Source organism: Caulobacter segnis, from assembly GCF_019931575.1.
Classification (GTDB): Bacteria; Pseudomonadota; Alphaproteobacteria; order Caulobacterales; family Caulobacteraceae; genus Caulobacter; species Caulobacter segnis_C.
In genome coordinates, this window is the sequence record NZ_CP082923.1 from 2945890 (window position 1) to 2962809 (window position 16920).

Consider the following 16920-nt stretch of genomic DNA (forward strand, 5'->3'; position numbering starts at 1 on the left):
GTGGCCGCCGCCAAACGCGTCTGCTTCCTCTACATCGCGCAACACCATCAGGTTTGGCACAGCCTGTCGGTGGCCGTCGCCATGGCTCGGCGCTGGCCGGCCATCAAGGTCGAGATCGCCGCGACCACGCCCGAGCTGATCGACTATGTCGCCGGCCTGATCGCCGAGCTGGGCGGCGCGCCGATCGAGCTGGTCCTGCTGCCGCCAGCCTGGCTGCGCCGCCTGGGCGGCGGCGGCGCTCCGCCAAAGGCGGCGATGCTGATCGCCAACGCCCTGCGCCTGGCGCGCTACGACGCGGTGATCACGCCCGAACGCACCACCGCCCTGCTGCGCCGCATCGGCGTGCGCCATCCGCTGCTGGTCTACACCCAGCACGGCGCCGGCGACCGCGAGGGTCCGTTCGAGCCGCGCCTGAAGCTGTTCGACCTGGTCATGGCCGCCGGCCGCAAGCAGCGCGACCGGATGCTGCAGGAGGGCTGGGTCACCGAAGACACCTGCGCCATGGTCGGCTATCCCAAGTTCGACCTGGTCGACGAGCTGCCGCCCCGGGCCTTCCCGCGCTTCGAGCGCCCGGGCCCGGTGGTGCTGTACAATCCCCATTTCCACGCCGAGCTCGGCTCCTGGCCCAAATGGGGCAAGCAGGTGCTGGAGTTCTTCGCGGCCAACGACCGCTACAACCTGATCTTCGCCCCGCACATCCGCCTGTTCGAGACGGCATCCATGGAGGAGCGCGCGGCCTTCAAGGTGTTCGCCGAGAACCCGCGCATCCACGTCGACCTGGGCGGGCCGGCGGCGGCGGACATGACCTACACCAAGGCGGCCGACCTCTATCTTGGCGACGTCTCCAGCCAGGTCTACGAGTTCCTGCGCACGCCCAAGCCGTGCCTCTTCCTCAACGCCAGCGGCGCCCGCTGGTGCGGCGATCCCAGCTTCCATCACTGGCTGTACGGCCCCGTGCTGGAGAGCATCGAGGGCCTGGGCGAGGGGTTGGACAACGCCTTCGCCACCCACGGCGACTATCGCGAGACCCAGTCCTGGGCCATCGCCGAGACCTTCGACGTCAGCAACACCCCTGCCTCGGTGCGCGCGGCCCGCGCCATCGTCGACAAGCTGGAACGCGCGGCATGAGCGACGCCGCGCTCCCCGATCCGGCCTCGCCGGAAGCCAAGCCCGCCTCGCCGCTCAAGAAGGTGCTGGGCAACGCCGGCCAGCTGCTCAGCGGCCGGGTGGTCAACGCGGTCGTCGGCCTGGCCTATATCGCCCTCACCTACCGCAGCCTGGGCAAGGAAGCCGCCGGCGTGCTGGTGCTGATCAACGCCTTCGCCCAGTTCCTGGGCGAGGCCGCGCACTTCCAGTCGTGGCAGACCCTGATCACCTACGGCGCCGCGCCGCTGCTGGACAACGACAAGCGCCGGTTCCAGCAGGTTTTGCGCCTGTCGATGCTGCTGGACCTGATCAGCGGCGTTCTGGGCGTGATCCTGGGCGTGCTGGGGGCCTGGTTCTTCTGGCAGGAACTGCGCTGGCCCGAGGGCACGCACGGCTATGGGGCGCTCTACGCCCTGTCGATCGGCGTGATGACCTCGGCCACCGGCGTGGGCCTGCTGCGCCTGTTCGACCGCTTCCGCTTCCTGGCCGCCGAACAGGCGATCAGCTCGTTCGTGCGGATGATCGGCTGCGCGATCTGCGCCTTCACGCACGCGCCCCTGCCCTATTTCCTGCTGGCTTGGGCGGCGGGAACCTTCGCCTCGTTCGCCTATATCGCCGCGATCGCCTTCTGGGATCTCAAGCGGCGCGGCCTCCTGCGGGGCTTCAGCCTGGTCGGCCCGACCAGCCAGGACCTGCCGGGCGTCTGGCGCTTCGCCCTGGCCACCAACTTCTCCGGCACCCTGGACGTCGGCTTCACCCACGTCTTGACCATGATCGTCGGCGCGATGCTGGGCCCGGCCCAGGCCGCCTCGTGGCGGATCGGCAAGCAGGTGGCCGACGGCATGGCCAAGCCCGCGCGGCTGATGGTGCCGGCCCTCTATCCCGAACTGGCCAAGATGCGCGCCTCCGGCAGTCAGCAAGCGATGAACAAGCTGGCCGTCCAGATCGCCCTGATCGGCGGCGCCGCAGCGGGCGTTCTGCTGCTGGTCAGCCTGCTGGCCGGCTATTGGATCCTGGAAAAGGTCGTCGGTCCGGGCTATGGCGCGGCCGCCGGGGTGATGAACTGGCAGGTCGCCGCCGCCGCCATCGGGGTGATGACCCTGCCGCTCGAACCCATGCTCGTGTCGATGCGCGCGGCGGGATCGGCCTTGACCGTGCGCCTCGTCGTGGTCATCGCCTATCTCGCGGCCCTGGGACCGCTGATCCACGCCTTCGGCCTGACCGGCGCGGGCGCCGCGCTGGTCGCGGCCGCTTTGGGGATGGGGATCGGCATGTATTTCATGGCGCGCCGCAGGCTCGCCCGACTCGCGACGGAAGAAGGCTCCGCGCGTACGACCAAAGACGATGAAGGCCCAACTTATGATCACGCCCACGGCGTCTGACCGCACCGTTCGGTTCGCCGACTTTCCGACCCTGACCCAGGCCCTCGATTTCGCCGCCACCGGCGAGACGGGGATCAACCTCTATTCGCTGCGCGGCGAGCTGGTCGAGGCCATGCCCTACGCCAAGCTGCGCGAGGACGCCGTGGTCCTGGCCCGCCGCCTGCTGGCCACAGGGGCCAAGGTCGGTGACAGCGTGGCCCTGCTGGCCGAGACCGACGGCGACTTCGTCCGCGCCTTCTTCGCCTGCCAATACGCCGGCCTGCTGCCCGCGCCGCTGGCCCTGCCGACCCCGCTGGGCGGTCGCGCGGCCTATATCGAGCAGATCAAGAACCTCACCGCCTCGGCCCAGGCCAAGATCCTGATCGGTCCGGTGGGCCTGAAGGACTGGGTCGCCGAGATCGGCGAAGCCGCGAACCTGGACTTCGCCGGCGTCTTGGCCGACCTGCCGGAAGACGGCGGCGCGCAGTTGCCGACGATCACCCCGGAAAGCCCGTGCTACCTGCAGTTCTCGTCGGGCAGCACCCGCACCCCGACGGGCGTCCTCGTCCTGCACAAGGCACTTATGGCCAACTGCGTGGCCATCACCCGCGATGGCCTGCAGGTGAAGCCGCAAGACCGCGCCATCTCGTGGCTGCCGCTCTATCATGACATGGGCCTGATCGGCTTCCTGCTGAGCCCGCTGGCCTGCCAGATGTCGGTCGACCTGCTGCCCACCGGCGCCTTCGTGCGTCGCCCGCTGCTGTGGATCGACCTGATCTCGCGCAACAAGGCCACCATCGCCTACAGCCCGACCTTCGGCTACGAGCTGTGCGCCCGCCGGGTGCAGGGCCAACCGCTCGAAAACTACGATCTCTCGCACTGGCGCAGCGCCGGCCTGGGCGGCGACATGATCCGCATGCCGCCGCTGAAGGCTTTCGTCGAGGCGTTCGGCCCGGCCGGCTTCTCGGACAAGGCGTTCGTGGCCAGCTACGGCATGGCCGAGGCGACCCTGGCCCTGTCGATGGCCCCGCTGGGCAAGGGCCTACGCGCCGAGACCCTGGACGTCGAACGCCTGGAGCGCGACGCCCAGGCCGTCGACGCGCCGGAAGGCTCGGAACGCGCCCGCGACTTCGCCCGCTGCGGCCCCGCCCTGCCCGACCATTTCCTGGAAGTGCGCGGCGAGGAGGGTCAGGTCCTGCCCGAGCGCGGCGTCGGCCGCATCTTCGCCAAGGGCCCCTCGGTGATGAGCGGCTATTTCGCCAATCCGGAGGAGACCGCCCGCGTACTATCGGCCGACGGCTGGCTGGACACCGGCGACATCGGCTTCGTCATCGAGGGCGAGATCGTCATCACCGGCCGCGCCAAGGACCTGATCATCCTCAACGGCCGCAACATCTGGCCGCAAGACCTTGAATGGACGGCGGATCACGAGATCGAGGGCCTGCGCAGCGGCGACGTCTGCGCCTTCGCGATCCCCGCCGAGCCGGAGGACCAGATCGTCGTGCTGGTCCAGGCCCGCGGCGGCGACGCCGACAGCCGCGCCGCCCTCTCGGAATCGGTCGCCACCCTGTTGCGCACCCGCCACGGGGTCGAGGCCAAGGTGAAGCTGGTCGGCGCCCACGCCCTGCCCCAGACCTCGTCGGGCAAGCTGAGCCGCTCGAAGGCCAAGATCGCCTATCTGGCCGGGGCCTACGGTGACTAAACCGATCGTCGCGGTCACCGGCGCCACGGGCTTCCTGGGCCGTCACCTGGTCCAGGCCCTGGCCCGGGACGGCTGGACGCCCCGCGTCCTGGTCCGCCGCGACCCCGTCCACCCGCTCTGGCGCGACATCGAGATCGAGGTGGTCGCGGGCGATTTGAGGACCCCGGGCGCGCTGGACCGCCTCTGCCAGGGCGCCGAGGTCGTCATCCACGTGGCCGGCCTGATCAAGGCCGCCTCGCTGGAGGGCTTCAACGTCGTCAACCGCGACGGCGCCCGCGCCGCCGCCCTGGCCGCCAAGGCCTCGGGGGCCCGTTTCATCCTGGTGTCCAGCCTCGCCGCGCGCGAACCGGGGCTCTCGCACTACGCCGCCAGCAAGCGCGCCGGCGAGGACGCGGTCCGCGAGGCCTATCCCGACGCGCTGATCGCGCGGCCGCCGGCCATCTACGGCCCCGGCGACACCGAGACCCTGGCGTTGTTCGAACTGGCGGCGAAAAGCCCGATTCTTCCGGTGCTGTCCCCGGACGCGCGGGTCGCCATGATCCACGTCCACGACGCGGCGGCCCAGCTTGCGAATTTCTGCAAAAATTTCGTTTCGGGTGTTTTCGAGCTCTCGGATGTGCGGCGCGACGGTTACACCTGGACGGAAATCATGAGCGCGGCGGGGGCGGTAATGGGCGCAAAGCCGCGCCTGGTAAGGCTTCCCGATGGAGCCCTGACTCTGGCCGGAACCCTAGCGGATGCTTGGTCTTTGGCCTCGCGGACCCCTCTGGTGTTCGGTTCCGGCAAGGCCAGGGAGTTGCTTCACGCGAATTGGTCACTATCTAGCGCTCCGATGTCGGAGGGAGTACCCAGCGTGTTCGGCCTGGTCGATGGGTTCGCTCATACCGTCGATTGGTATCGGACAGAGGGTTGGTTGCCCAAAAATATCGGCGCCTAGTTCGAATATGGCGGAAATCTGACAGACTCGCCGTTACAGTAGTGTCACGGGTGGGGCTCCCCGGAGGTTTGATTTAGAATGGATACGGTGACGGATCTCAGCTTGCGCGAGATCGGGGTGGCTGCGAGCAAGGTTCTGGGACGGCCTGTAGAGGTGCGTTCCGAGTCGCATATCGGCCGTGACCTCGCCGTGGACTCCCTTGCCCTCATGAACATCATCATGGAGCTCGAAGACACCTTCGACATCTCCATACCTCTCGATCGCCTCGCTTCCGTCGAAACCGCGGGCGACCTTTCCAAACTGATCAACGATCTCCGGACTAGGGCTTAACTAATGGGGCTGTTTGATAAGCACCTGGCCTATCGCGATGCGTACAAGGCCATCCAGGACGCCGGCGCCGACCCGTTCAAGGTTCGCTTCGACGCCGTGACCTCGCCGACCGAAGGCGTCGTCGAGGGTCGCCCGACCATCCTGCTGGGCACCAACAACTATCTGGGCCTGACCTTTGACGAAGAGGCCATCGCCGCTTCGGTCAAAGCTGTGCAGGAACGCGGCACCGGCACGACCGGTTCCCGCATCGCCAACGGTTCGTTCGAGGCGCACGTCGAGCTCGAGCAGGAACTGGCCAAGTTCTACGGCCGCAAGCACGCCATGGTCTTCACGACCGGCTACCAGGCCAATCTGGGCGTGCTGTCGACCCTGGTCGGCCGCGGCGACCACCTGATCCTCGACGCCGATAGCCACGCCTCGATCTACGACGGCTCGCGCCTCGGCCACGCCGAGGTCATCCGCTTCCGCCACAACGACCCCGAAGACCTGGCCAAGCGCCTGCGCCGCCTGGGCGACGCGCCCGGCGAGCGCCTGATCGTCGTCGAGGGCGTCTATTCGATGATCGGCGACGTCGCGCCGCTGAAGGAAATCGCCGCCGTGAAGCGCGAGCTGGGCGGCTACCTGCTGGTCGACGAAGCCCACTCGATGGGCGTGCTGGGCGCCACGGGCCGCGGCCTGGCCGAAGCGGCCGGCGTTGAAGACGACGTCGACTTCATCGTCGGCACCTTCTCCAAGAGCCTGGGCGCCATCGGCGGCTTCTGCGTCTCGAACCTGGACGATTTCGACGTCATGCGCGTCGTCTGCCGCCCGTACATGTTCACCGCCTCGCTGCCGCCGGCCGTGGTCGCCTCGACCATCACCGCCCTGCGTCGCATGATCGAGCAGCCGCAGCTGCGCGACCGCCTGAACCGCAACGCCAAGCGCCTGTATGACGGCCTGACCGCCATGGGCTTCCACACCGGCCCGACGGCCAGCCCGGTGGTCGCCACGACCATCCCGGACCAGGAGCGCGCCATCGCCATGTGGAACGGCCTGCTGCAGGCCGGCGTCTACCTGAACCTGGCCCTGCCGCCCGCCACGCCGGACAGCCGTCCGCTGCTGCGCGCCAGCGTCAGCGCCGCCCACACCGACGAGCAGATCGACGCCGTCCTGGGCGCCTTCGCCGAAATTGGCGCGGCCCTGGGCGTCATCGAGCCCCTCAAGCGCGCCCGCGCCTGATACCGCTCACGTCGCTGAAATGAAGACGCCCGGGGTTCGCCCCGGGCGTTTTTGTTTGTCAGGCCGCCTTGCGCCGGCTCTTCCAGACCTTCAGCAGCACCGCCGGCGCCGACAGGATCGGATGCCGCTCGCGCCAGGGCGTGACCTCGACGACGACGCCGGTGTGACGCTCGATCTTCCAGGCCGCGTAGCGGGCCGCCCCCTGGAAGGTGAAGGCCGCCTTCATCAGGCGCGCCACGTTCAACGGTTTGCCCAGCAGCCTGCGAACGCCCCAGGCCTTCTTCAGCCGAACCAGTTCGTCCTCGGCCATGGCCCCGCCCTCGTCGGCCTGAACGGCCTCCATGACGTGGTCGTATCGCACGGGATCGAAGGTCAGGATCGAGACCTCCCTGCCCGCTTTCTCAACGCGCAGCTCGGCCTTGTAGGTCTGGCGAAACAGCGCCGTCCAAAGGGCGTGCGGCGCACCGCCCCGTGGCCCCAGGGCGATGGCGAAGCGTCCCGCCGTACGGCAGGCGTCGGTCACGGCGTCCACGACCGTCTCTCCAGCCCCTTCCGCCGACCAGATCAAGGCGCAGGGCTGGACGAAGCGGGCCCAGATGGTGGTGTCCTTGGTCTCGCCGGCGGCGGCCCTCTGGAACTGGGCCAGGGTCATCGAAGCGACCTTGGCCCGCAGCATCCGTCCCTCATGAGCCAACTCGTGATAGCTGACGTCGGGCCACAGGATGCGCGTGAAGAAACCCCGCCAGCCCGTCGGCGGCCGCTCGGTCAGCACATAGTAGTCCAGCACGCCCGACAGGTCGCCGGTGCGCAGGATCGAGCCATAGAACAGCACGGCCCGCGCGCCCGGAAAAACCGTCGTCAGGTGCTCGGCGAAGGCGGTGATCGGCGCGGGGGTCGAAATGGACAGCTCGGCCGCGACCAGGTCGCGCAGACGGCTCATCCGACCAGGAACCTCAGGGCGGGCCCCAGGGCGATCGTCAGTTCGCCGCCCTCGAACACCTCCCCGTCCAGGACGAACGGCGCGCCGCCGCCCAGGCTGACGAGATGAGGGTCGCGACGGCGATAGCCGAGACCTTCCAGCTGCGGCTCCGCCTTGCCGCTCAGAACCAGGGGCAGCGCCTTCAGCAGACGCCGGGGCGGCGCGTCGACGTCCAGAATCTTCAGGCCTTCGCGCGGCGGGCCGAACGGCTTGAGGCCGAACGGCAGGCGCTTCAGCGCCGTGGCGACGATCGCGAAGCGCTCCTCGCCCGGCTGGGTCTCGCCGTCGAAGACCAGCTTGGCCGGCACGCCCTCGCGCCATTCGTCCCGGGCGCCGCCGAACAGCGCGCCGAAGGTGGCGGTGGCGATCGTCACGCCCACCGCGAGATTATGGAAGAAGCCGACCTTGTGGACCTTCTGGGACAGGTTCGTCGCCTTCACGAAGGCGCCGACCCCGAAGAAGAAGCCCTGCAGGCAGGGGCGATGGCCGTCGACCCAGCTGACGCGCAGCGGTGGCCGGGACTTCACGCGCGGCTCGGTCCGCCGGGCGGCCAGCAGGGCCTCCTCCAGCCGCCAGTCGCTGGGCGTGCCCAGGTCGATGGCCAGTACGTTGGTCTTGCCCGACGGCAGCACGGCCAGCAACGGCAGCTGCTCGCCGAAGGTGTGGGGCAGCAGGCTGATGACGTCACGCACGGTGCCGTCGCCGCCGTCGATGATCAGCAGATCCAGGCCGTCCCGGGCGAACCCCTCCAGCTCGGTCCTGAGGGCGTCGCGTCCGAAGGGCTCGACCAGGCGCACGCCCTCGGGCGGCGGACCGGGCGGGTTGGCCCGGTTGCCATGGCTCTTCGGATTGCGGACGACCCCGATGCGCGTCATTTCGACAGCCAGGATTGGATGGAGCCCTTGGGCGCGGCCAGGCCCTGCAGGATCTGGATGGCGTGCACGATGAAGCACACGGCGGTCCAGACCGCCACCAGGGTGAAGCCGACGTCCGGCCGCCCCACGAGGACACAGGCGGTCATCAGGATCAGGTTCGGGTTCCGGCGGGCGGTGATCAGGCGGAAGAAGCTGTCGAACGGCCGCCAGGCGTGCATCTCCAGCTTGAACAGGGAGAGGAAGATCCCCTCCTCGACCCGCTGGGCGACATAGCCGCCGATGACGATGGCCAGGCTGAGGCCCGCATGGGGGATCGACTGGCCGACCGCGTAGACGCCGACGAACCACGCCCACCACCAGAACGGCGGGTGCAGCAGGTCGATGCCGTGGTCGAAGACGTTGCCCCACTTGGACGAGGTCAGGGTCACGCGGGCCAGCTTGCCGTCGACGGTGTCGAGGAAGGTCATGATCCAGGCGCAGACCAGGCCCCAGCCGAACTGGCCATGCCAGAACAGCCAGGTGGCCGCCAGGGTCAGCAGGAAGCCGAGGAAGGTCACCTGGTTCGGCGTCATCTTCGCGACCGCCGCCCAACGGGTGACGATCCGCGCCGGCGTCGGCCAGACGTACTTGGTGACGAGGTCAGTGACGCCCTTGTACGAGCCTTGGAACAGGCGCTTCTCGACCGCGCGGACGGTCTCCGGCGTCAGGCGCTCCAGAACCGGCGGCTCGCGCTTGCGCAGGGCGCTGTTGTAGGCCGAGCCCAACTCCAGCGACGTCAGGCGGGTCAGGCGCGGATCCAGGCCCGTCGGGTCCTGCCCGGCGGCCAGGGCCTCGGAAGCGGCATAGGCGATATCGGCGGGGGCGTGCACGGCCACGGCGCGGCCGGTGTCGTCGACCAGCACCGCGCCCTCGCGGCCGGCCAGCGCCTTGATCAGCGACTCGTCGAACACCCAGCCGGCGTCGACGGCCACCACGGCGTTCGACAGGTCCACGGCCGGCGTCTCGGTCAGGCCCAGACGCCGATAGATCCGCGACAGGCGCTCGGCCGAGGTCATGCCCCAGATGCGCCCGCCGGCCTGCCCCACGGTCAGAGCGCGCGGCCCCGCGTCGGCTCCAGTTTGTGTTTCAGCGCTCAAAGAAAGATATACCTTTTGAAATCCGAGGCGATTGATAAGCAGCTTCGCCCGTTTCGACCAGAACGACCCGAGCCGACTTGTCCATATATCGCATCGCGCACCTCTCCGACCCCCACCTGCCGCCGCCGCCGGGCGCGTTTCGGTGGCGCGACGTCTTCACCAAACGCCTGCTCAGCCGCATCGCCTGGCGCCGCAAGCGCAAGGTCCATCGGCCCGAAGTGCTGGCCGCGCTGGTCGCCGACGTGCGGGCCGCCGCCCCCGATCATGTGGTGATCAGCGGCGACCTCACCAACTTTGCTTCGCGTACGGAAATCGCGGCGGCGCGGACGTGGCTGGAATCGCTGGGAAAGCCCGCGGACTTCACCGTCAGCCCCGGCAATCACGACGCCCTAACCGGCCCCGACGAGGCCGAGCGCTTCGCCGCCTGGACGCCCTGGCTGGGCGATACGGGCGAGACCCGTTTCCCGCAGGTGCGGGTGCGCGGCCCCGTGGCGATCTTCAATCTCTGCTCGGCCGTTCGCACCGCGCCGCACCTGGCCACCGGCCGCCTGGGCGAGGACCAGCTGCTGCGCTTGGACGCCCTGCTGGCCGATCCGACCTATGCCGGCCTCTTCCGCTTGGTCGTGCTGCATCACCCGCCGCACAAGGGCGCGGTGTCCAAGCGCAAGGCGCTGGAGGACCAGGAGGCCCTGCGGGCGATCCTGGCGCGGCGCGGCGCGGATCTTGTGCTGCACGGCCACGCCCACGAATCCCTGGTTGGCTCGGTGCCCGGCCCCGATGGCTCGGCCATCCCGATCCTGGGCGTTCCGTCCGCCTCGGCCCAACGGGGCGGCCATTCGCCGGCGCGCTGGCACGCCATCGAGATCGAGGAGGGGGCCGCGGGCGATCGCCGTGTGCGGATCGTGGCCCGGGGCGTCGAACCCGGGCAGGAGGGCCTGACGGAATTGGGCCGCTACCGCTTGGCCGACGTTATTTCGTAGCCGGGTAGCGCACCTTGACGCGGATGGTCGTCTCGCCGACCGGCTTCACGCCGAAGCGCACCGCGTCGAACGACGGCGCGCCGAACTTGGTCGGCGCGTCGTTCGAGAAGCCATAGCCCTCCATCGGCATGCCGGCCGGGCTGCGGTCCAGGTCGCCGTCGGCGTCGGCGTCGTGATAGACGGCCACGGCATAGGCGTCGGCCGGCGACGGCAGGAAGAAGCAGGCCTGGCTCATCGGGGCCGAGGTCTTGATCCGGGCCCGGGCCAGCTTGCCGCGCGGCGCCATGAAACGGCTGGGATCGCCCGGATAGACCGTGATCACCACATTGCCGGCGTTCGAGCGCAGCGCTCCGACCTGCACGTTCAGCCGCGTGGCGGTCTTGCGGCCCACGCACTCCTTGTCCGTCAGGTTGCGCGCGCTCTGCCCGCCCGCGTTTTGGGCGTAAGCGGTTCCCGCCATCGCGAGCGTCGCGAACATCGCGCCGACGAGAACGGATCGTGCTTCCATGTAAAGGACCGCATCCTTATTGTTACGCGTAGGCGACATCAGCCCCTAGTTCGGCTTTCTCATGACCAATCCCACCGCCCTGGCGTTCGGCTATCCCGGTTCCAAGATCGCGGAGACCGATCACTGGCTGATTCTCGTCCGCCCGAAGCAACCGACATTTGGGTCTTTGGTCTTGGTGTGCAAGGAAGCCGTCCAGGCGTTCTCCGAGGTGAGTCCCGCCGCTTTCGCGGACCTGCAGATCGCCGTCACGGGGATCGAACGTCTGCTGAAGGCGCGCGTAGGCTACGAGAAGATCAATTACCTAATGCTGATGATGGTCGACAAAGACGTCCATTTCCATGTGCTACCGCGCTACGACGGCGCGCGCGAGCATGAAGGCCAGGCCTTCCCCGACGCCGGCTGGCCCGCCGCGCCTGCCCTGGGCGCCGCCGTCGAGCTGACGCCGGACGCCGTCGAGCGCCTCGCCCGGGATTTCGCGCAAGCCTGGATCCAAGCGTGAGCGCCAGGGACATGACCGCCGGCCCGCTGAGGCTGATCGACCGCTACATGCTGCGCTTGCTGTTCTGGCCGCTGGTCGGGTGTCTGGGCGTCACCGTCGTGGCCCTGCTGCTGGAGCGCGTCCTGCGCCTGCTGGACGTGCTGTCCCAGAGCAGCGCCCGCTTTGGCTACGTCACCCAGCTGGCCGCCAACCTGGTGCCGCACTATCTGGGCCTGGCCCTGCCGGTGGCCTTCTTCGTGGCGCTGTTCATCGTCATCGTGAAGCTGTCCGACGGCTCGGAGATCGACGCCCTGCTCGCCACCGGCCAGTCGCTGGAGCGCATCGCCACGCCGTTCCTGATCGTGGGCGTGCTGCTCAGCGTCTTCAGTGTCGGCGTGTTCGGCTACATGCAGCCCTACAGCCGCTACACCTATCGCGCCGTCATGCACGCGGCGATCAACGCCGGCTGGAACGGACGATTGGCGGGCGGGGCGTTCATCGACGACAAGGGCTCGCTGCTGACCGCCGACAGCGCCGACCTGGCCGGCCAGCGCCTGACCCGGGTCTTCATCCGCCGACTGGACACCCACGGCCAGGAAGAGATCATCACCGCCGCCTCGGCCGACCTGAAGATGGATCCGGGCGGCAAAACCATCACCATGGACCTGAAGGACGGCCGCCGCATCGGTCGCGACACCAACGGGGCCTATCGCAACCTGGCCTTCAGCAGCCTGACCACCCAGACGCCGCTGGCCGCCGCCGCGGTGCTGCTGCGCGACCGGGGCAGCGACGAGCGCGAACTGACGATGGGCGAGCTGGCCAGACAGGCCAAGTCCAGCAACCCCGTCGTCCCCAAGGCGACCCTGCTGAGCGAGCTCTACGGCCGCTGGGCGCGGGCGATCTTCCTGCCGTTCCTGCCGCTGCTGGCCTTCCCGCTGGGCCTGGCCTCGAAACGTGGCAACCGCGCGCCGGGCCTGGTCATGGCCGGCCTGCTGCTGCTGGCCTTCCAGCACTCGCTGCTGCTGGGCCAGAGCCTGGCCAAGGCCGGCAAGGTCGCGCCCTTCCCGGCCATCTGGATCCCCTTCACGATCTTCGCAGGCCTGGCGGTCTGGCTGTTCGTCGGCAGCCGCACGCGGCCGGGCGACACGCCGGTTTCGCGCCTGGTGCGCCGGATCAACAACCTGGTCGCGCGCCTGATCCGCGCCCTGCCCAAGCCCAAGAAGCGACAAGCCGCATGAAGCTGCAGCTCTATGTCCTGGGAACCGTCGCCACCCGCATCCTCGGCGCGGCGCTGATCCTGATGTCCATCCTGCAGATCCTGGACCTGCTGGACGTGACCACCGACATCCTCGACCGCGGCCTGGGCGTCGCGGGCGTGGCCTATTACGCCGCCCTGCGCCTGCCGCGCCTGTTCGAGCAGGTCGCGCCGATCGCCGTGCTGGCCGGGGGCCTGTTCGCCTTCTCGCAACTGGCCCGCGAGAGCGCGGTCGTGGCCATGCGCGCCAGCGGCGTCTCGGGCTATCGCATCGTCGGCATGGCCGTCCCCGCCGCCGTGGCGGTGATGCTGCTGGACGCCCTTTGCGGCCAGGTGCTGGCCCCGCGCGCCGACCCGACCCTGGCCGACTGGTGGAAGAACACGACCCCCGTCGCCGAGCGCAAGGTTCCCGCCCCGCGCACCTTCCGCGCCGGCGCGGACCTGGTGATCGGCGCCAGCGCCTCGGCCGACGGCCGCCAGATCAACGACATCGTCGTCTTCCGCCGCGACGCCAAGGGCATCCTGATCGAGAAGGTCGAGGCGCCGAAGGCCCGCTACCATTCCGGCGCCTGGACCCTGGACCAGCCCAAGACCACCCGCTTCACCGGCGACCTGGCCCAGAGCTCGACGGCGGCGACCACCACCTGGCCGACCGCGCTGAAGCCGCAGGACGTGCAGGGCCTGTTCGGGGAAGACGCCATGCCCACCGCCGCCTCGGCCCGCCGGGCGCTGCAGAACGGCGGCTCTGACCGGCCCGAGAGCTTCTACGCCACCCACCTGCAGGCGGCGTTCGCCAGCCCGTTCGTGTCGCTGGTCATGCTGTTGCTGAGCGCGCCGGTGGCCCTGGCGAACTTCCGCAGCGGCCAAGGCGCGGTGCTGCTGACCACGGGCCTCGCCGCCGGCCTGCTTTTCCTGGTGGCCAACGGCATGCTGACCGCCCTGGGCGAGTCCGGCTCGCTGTCCCCATGGCTGGCCGTCTGGGCCGCCCCCGCGATCTTCGGCGCCCTCGCCGTCCGAACCTTCTTGGCCCTGGAGGGGTGATGCCTTTCGACTCCACGAACGCCGACCTGCAGGTCATCCCGGTCAAGACCGCCGATGAGCTGAAGCGGTTCATCGCCCTGCCCGCGCGCCTGAACGCCAAGGATCCGAACTGGATCACGCCGCTGTTCATGGAGCGGACCGAGGCCCTGACCCCGAAGACCAACCCGTTCTTCGCCCACGCCGAGGTCCAGCTGTTCCTGGCCACGCGCGGCGGTCGCGACGTCGGCCGGATCAGCGCCCAGATCGACCAGTTGACGCCGCAGCCCGCGCCGGGCCGCCTGGACGGCCACTTCGGCATGATCGCGGCCGAGGACGACGCGGCCGTGTTCCAGATATTGTTCCGCACGGCCGAGGACTGGCTGCGCGCCCGTGGCCGCACCCATATCGTCGGTCCCTTCAACCTGTCGATCAACGAAGAGGTCGGCCTGCTGGTCCACGGCTTCGACACGCCGCCGATGATCCTGATGGGTCACGACCCGGCCTATGCCGGCAAGCGCGTCGAGGAGCAGGGCTACGCCAAGGCCAAGGACATCTTCGCCTACCGCGCCGACGAGACCGGCGACATCCCCGAAATCGCCCAGCGCCGCGTCAAGCGCGGCCTGCCTTCCGGCGTCGTCCTGCGCCAGCTGGACATGAAGCGCTATGACGAGGAGGTCCAGACGCTGACGGACATCCTCAACGACGCCTGGAAGGACAATTGGGGCTTCACCGCCACCACCGAGGCCGAGACCGCCCAATTGGGTAAGGCGCTGAGGCAGGTCATCGACAAGCGCCTGATCTGGTTCGCCGAGATCGACGGCGAGGCGGCCGGCGTGGTGGTCTTCCTGCCCAACGTCAACGAGGCGATCGCCGACCTGAACGGCAAGCTGCTGCCGTTCGGCTGGGCCAAGCTGCTGTGGCGGCTGAAGGTCAAGGGCGTGAAATCGGCGCGCATCCCGCTGATGGGCGTCAAGCGCAAGTTCTCGACCACCCAGCGCGGCCGCATGCTGCCGTTCTGGATGATGAAGGCCAGCCGCGACACCGCCATGGCGCTTGGCTACAACCGCTACGAAATCTCGTGGGTCCTCGAGGACAACAAGGCCATGTGCCACATCGCCGAGAACGTCGGCGGCACGCACTACAAGACCTATCGGATCTACGAGAAGGCTCTGTGAGCCCAAGAACAGGGAGCCAGCCGTTCAAGGCGCTGATCCTGGCGGGTTCGCGCGGCGGCGAGGTCGATCCGGCCGCCGCCTATGCGGGCGTGAGCCACAAGGGCCTGATCATGCTGCAAGGCCAGACCTTGCTGGCCCGCGTGCTGGGCGCGGTCGAGGCCGCCGGCGCGGAGACGATCGGCGTCTCGGCCAATGACGAGGCGATCCGCGCGGCCCTCGCGGGCTCGAAGGCCGTGATCCTGCCGACCGCCGCTGGTCCCAGCCAAAGCGTCGCCGACGGCGCGAGCACCCTGGGTTTCCCGCTGATCGTCACCACGGTCGACCACGCCCTGCTGAAGCCCGAGTGGATCACCCGGTTCCTGGCCGACACCCCCGCCTCGGCCGACGTCGCCGTGCTGCTGGCGCCCGAGGATCGCGTCCGCGCCGCCGCCCCCCAGACCAAGCGGACCTATCTGAAGTTCCGCGACGGCCGCTATTCGGGCTGCAACCTCTTCCTGCTGCGCAACGAGACCGCACTGAACGTCATCGCCGTCTGGCGCAAGGTCGAGGCCCTGCGCAAGCAGCCCTGGAAGATCGCCGCCATGCTGGGGCCCGGCTTTCTGATCCGTTACGCCCTGGGCCTCCTGACCCTGGACCAGGCCGTGGCGCGCCTGGGCAGGCTGGCCGGCGTCGAGGCCGCCGCCGTGCGGGCGCACGACGGCCTCGCGGCCGTCGACGTGGACAAGCCGTCGGATCTGGATCTGGTTCGAGAACTCGTGGGCGAGGCCTAAACGGCCTCGGCCTTCTTGGCGGCCCACTGCGCCGTCAGGGCGCGGTTGCGGACCAGGTCTTCGGGGAAGTCCATCTCGGCCCAGTCCAGGCCCTCGATCGAGCGCACGCGCACGACGTCGTGGTTCTGGGCGATCTCGTTGATCACGCTGAGGTACCAGCGCTTCAGGCCTTCCGGCGTGCGCATGATCGCCTCCAGGGTCTCCACGAACAGGGCCGAGCCCTCCTCGTCGAAGCGCAGGAAGCCGATCGACTCGGCGTCGTACTCGGTGATCGTCTTGCCGATGGCGCGCAGGGCGTCGCCGTCGGTCAGCACCTTCATGTCGTCGGCGTCGTAGCCGCCGGCCTTGCGATCGACGGTCACGGTGATCGGCGCGCCCGGGGCGCTGATCAGGCGCTCGGCGATCGCCGGTTCGAACAGGGTGTCGCCGTTGAGGATCATGAACGGTCCGCCGCGCATTTCCTCGCGCGCCAGCCAGCAGGTCGCGAGGTTGTCGGTCACGCTGTAGAACGGATTGTAGAGGGTGCGGATCGTCATGCCCGGCAGGGACAGGCCCGCCACCTCGGCCTCGACCAGATCGGCGCGGAAGCCGGTGACGACCACCGCCTCGGTCACGCCCGCCTGATGCAGGTGGCGCAGCTGCCACTCCAGCACCGAACGGCCGGCCAGTTCGACCAGGCACTTGGGGCGATCGTCGGTCAGCGGCGACAGCCGCTTGCCCTGGCCGGCGCTGAGGATGAGGGTCTTGACCGGCTGCATGACGTTTCGAAATCTCGCTGGGTTCGAGGCGGCTTCGCCCCGATTAGGAATCGTTGGACCGCGAACCTGGCGGCCGCGAGCGCATAACTGAGCACGAACCCGCCTCTCGGCAAGTCCGCGCGGATCGTCAAAAGCCGGTCATGGCGTCGCGGCGCAAGCCCCCGCCGCGCTTTTTCCGCGAGCGCGTCCAATCGGTAACGCCGAGGGCGCGCGAAACTCGGCTGCTCGTCATGGTTCAGCTTGGGTTCAGCTTGACCTGAAGATTGTCCGCCTAACGACAGAGGCGCCCCTT

At 69.1% G+C, this 16920-nt stretch carries 17 protein-coding genes; 12 read left to right on the forward strand and 5 right to left on the reverse strand.

Annotated features, from left to right (window positions below):
- From K8940_RS13535 to spt, 6 genes are all read left to right on the forward strand, one after another.
- Positions 1 to 1128, forward strand: a complete 1128-nt coding sequence (locus K8940_RS13535) for a glycerophosphotransferase (protein WP_223390482.1) — start codon at positions 1 to 3, stop codon at positions 1126 to 1128.
- Positions 1125 to 2528 carry a lipopolysaccharide biosynthesis protein gene (locus tag K8940_RS13540; RefSeq protein WP_223390483.1) on the forward strand — a complete coding sequence of 468 codons (1404 nt, stop codon included), beginning with the start codon at positions 1125 to 1127 and terminating at the stop codon, positions 2526 to 2528. The genes K8940_RS13535 and K8940_RS13540 overlap by 4 nt, the downstream gene beginning before the upstream one ends.
- Positions 2491 to 4209 carry a fatty acyl-AMP ligase gene (locus tag K8940_RS13545; RefSeq protein WP_223390484.1) on the forward strand — a complete coding sequence of 573 codons (1719 nt, stop codon included), beginning with the start codon at positions 2491 to 2493 and terminating at the stop codon, positions 4207 to 4209. The genes K8940_RS13540 and K8940_RS13545 overlap by 38 nt, the downstream gene beginning before the upstream one ends.
- Positions 4202 to 5146: a ceramide reductase gene (cerR, locus tag K8940_RS13550; protein WP_223390485.1), complete on the forward strand. Its 945-nt coding sequence runs from the start codon at positions 4202 to 4204 to the stop codon at positions 5144 to 5146. The genes K8940_RS13545 and cerR overlap by 8 nt, the downstream gene beginning before the upstream one ends.
- A 78-nt stretch (positions 5147 to 5224) precedes the next feature.
- Positions 5225 to 5476, forward strand: coding sequence for an acyl carrier protein (locus K8940_RS13555; RefSeq protein WP_223390486.1), 252 nt, complete (start codon positions 5225 to 5227; stop codon positions 5474 to 5476).
- Positions 5477 to 5479: 3 nt separating this feature from the next.
- The gene (spt, locus tag K8940_RS13560) at positions 5480 to 6694 is read left to right on the forward strand and encodes a serine palmitoyltransferase (protein WP_223390487.1); all 1215 of its coding nucleotides are present in this window, start codon (positions 5480 to 5482) and stop codon (positions 6692 to 6694) included.
- A 58-nt stretch (positions 6695 to 6752) separates the two neighbouring features.
- On the opposite strand, the gene K8940_RS13565 is transcribed toward spt, so the two are convergent.
- From K8940_RS13565 to K8940_RS13575, 3 genes are read right to left on the reverse strand one after another with little or no spacing between them, the layout of a single operon-like run.
- On the reverse strand, positions 6753 to 7634 hold the full coding sequence (locus K8940_RS13565) for a hypothetical protein (RefSeq protein ID WP_223390488.1): 882 nt from the start codon (positions 7632 to 7634) through the stop codon (positions 6753 to 6755).
- Positions 7631 to 8626, reverse strand: coding sequence for a diacylglycerol/lipid kinase family protein (locus K8940_RS13570; protein ID WP_223390489.1), 996 nt, complete (start codon positions 8624 to 8626; stop codon positions 7631 to 7633). The genes K8940_RS13565 and K8940_RS13570 overlap by 4 nt, the downstream gene beginning before the upstream one ends.
- Complete coding sequence (locus K8940_RS13575; RefSeq protein WP_223395859.1) at positions 8545 to 9603, reverse strand: CDP-alcohol phosphatidyltransferase family protein; 1059 nt, start codon at positions 9601 to 9603, stop codon at positions 8545 to 8547. Before K8940_RS13575 ends, K8940_RS13570 begins: the two co-directional genes overlap by 82 nt.
- A gap of 158 nt (positions 9604 to 9761) precedes the next feature.
- Here K8940_RS13575 and K8940_RS13580 point away from each other — a divergent pair, with 158 nt between their 5' ends.
- Positions 9762 to 10664: a metallophosphoesterase family protein gene (locus K8940_RS13580; protein WP_223390490.1), complete on the forward strand. Its 903-nt coding sequence runs from the start codon at positions 9762 to 9764 to the stop codon at positions 10662 to 10664.
- Here the strand turns inward: K8940_RS13580 and K8940_RS13585 are convergent.
- The gene (locus K8940_RS13585; protein WP_223390491.1) at positions 10654 to 11124 is read right to left on the reverse strand and encodes a DUF2141 domain-containing protein; all 471 of its coding nucleotides are present in this window, start codon (positions 11122 to 11124) and stop codon (positions 10654 to 10656) included. The two genes, K8940_RS13580 and K8940_RS13585, sit on opposite strands and share 11 nt — an antisense overlap.
- 109 nt (positions 11125 to 11233) lie before the next feature.
- On the opposite strand from K8940_RS13585, the gene K8940_RS13590 reads away from it, so the two are divergent.
- Genes K8940_RS13590 through K8940_RS13610 form a run of 5 tightly spaced genes read left to right on the forward strand, consistent with a single transcriptional unit; the run spans position 11234 to position 15870 of the window.
- Positions 11234 to 11671, forward strand: coding sequence for an HIT family protein (locus K8940_RS13590; RefSeq protein ID WP_223390492.1), 438 nt, complete (start codon positions 11234 to 11236; stop codon positions 11669 to 11671).
- 11 nt (positions 11672 to 11682) lie between these two features.
- The gene (locus K8940_RS13595) at positions 11683 to 12888 is read left to right on the forward strand and encodes an LptF/LptG family permease (RefSeq protein ID WP_411675602.1); all 1206 of its coding nucleotides are present in this window, start codon (positions 11683 to 11685) and stop codon (positions 12886 to 12888) included.
- A complete protein-coding gene (locus K8940_RS13600) occupies positions 12885 to 13946 on the forward strand; it encodes an LptF/LptG family permease (RefSeq protein ID WP_223390494.1) in 1062 nt (353 codons plus the stop codon). The genes K8940_RS13595 and K8940_RS13600 overlap by 4 nt, the downstream gene beginning before the upstream one ends.
- Positions 13946 to 15100, forward strand: coding sequence for a ceramide synthase (bcerS, locus tag K8940_RS13605; protein WP_223390495.1), 1155 nt, complete (start codon positions 13946 to 13948; stop codon positions 15098 to 15100). The genes K8940_RS13600 and bcerS overlap by 1 nt, the downstream gene beginning before the upstream one ends.
- On the forward strand, positions 15004 to 15870 hold the full coding sequence (locus tag K8940_RS13610) for a nucleotidyltransferase family protein (protein WP_223390496.1): 867 nt from the start codon (positions 15004 to 15006) through the stop codon (positions 15868 to 15870). The genes bcerS and K8940_RS13610 overlap by 97 nt, the downstream gene beginning before the upstream one ends.
- On the opposite strand, the gene K8940_RS13615 is transcribed toward K8940_RS13610, so the two are convergent.
- Positions 15867 to 16628, reverse strand: coding sequence for an NTP transferase domain-containing protein (locus tag K8940_RS13615; protein WP_223390497.1), 762 nt, complete (start codon positions 16626 to 16628; stop codon positions 15867 to 15869). The two genes, K8940_RS13610 and K8940_RS13615, sit on opposite strands and share 4 nt — an antisense overlap.
- Between the last annotated feature and the right edge of the window lie 292 nt (positions 16629 to 16920).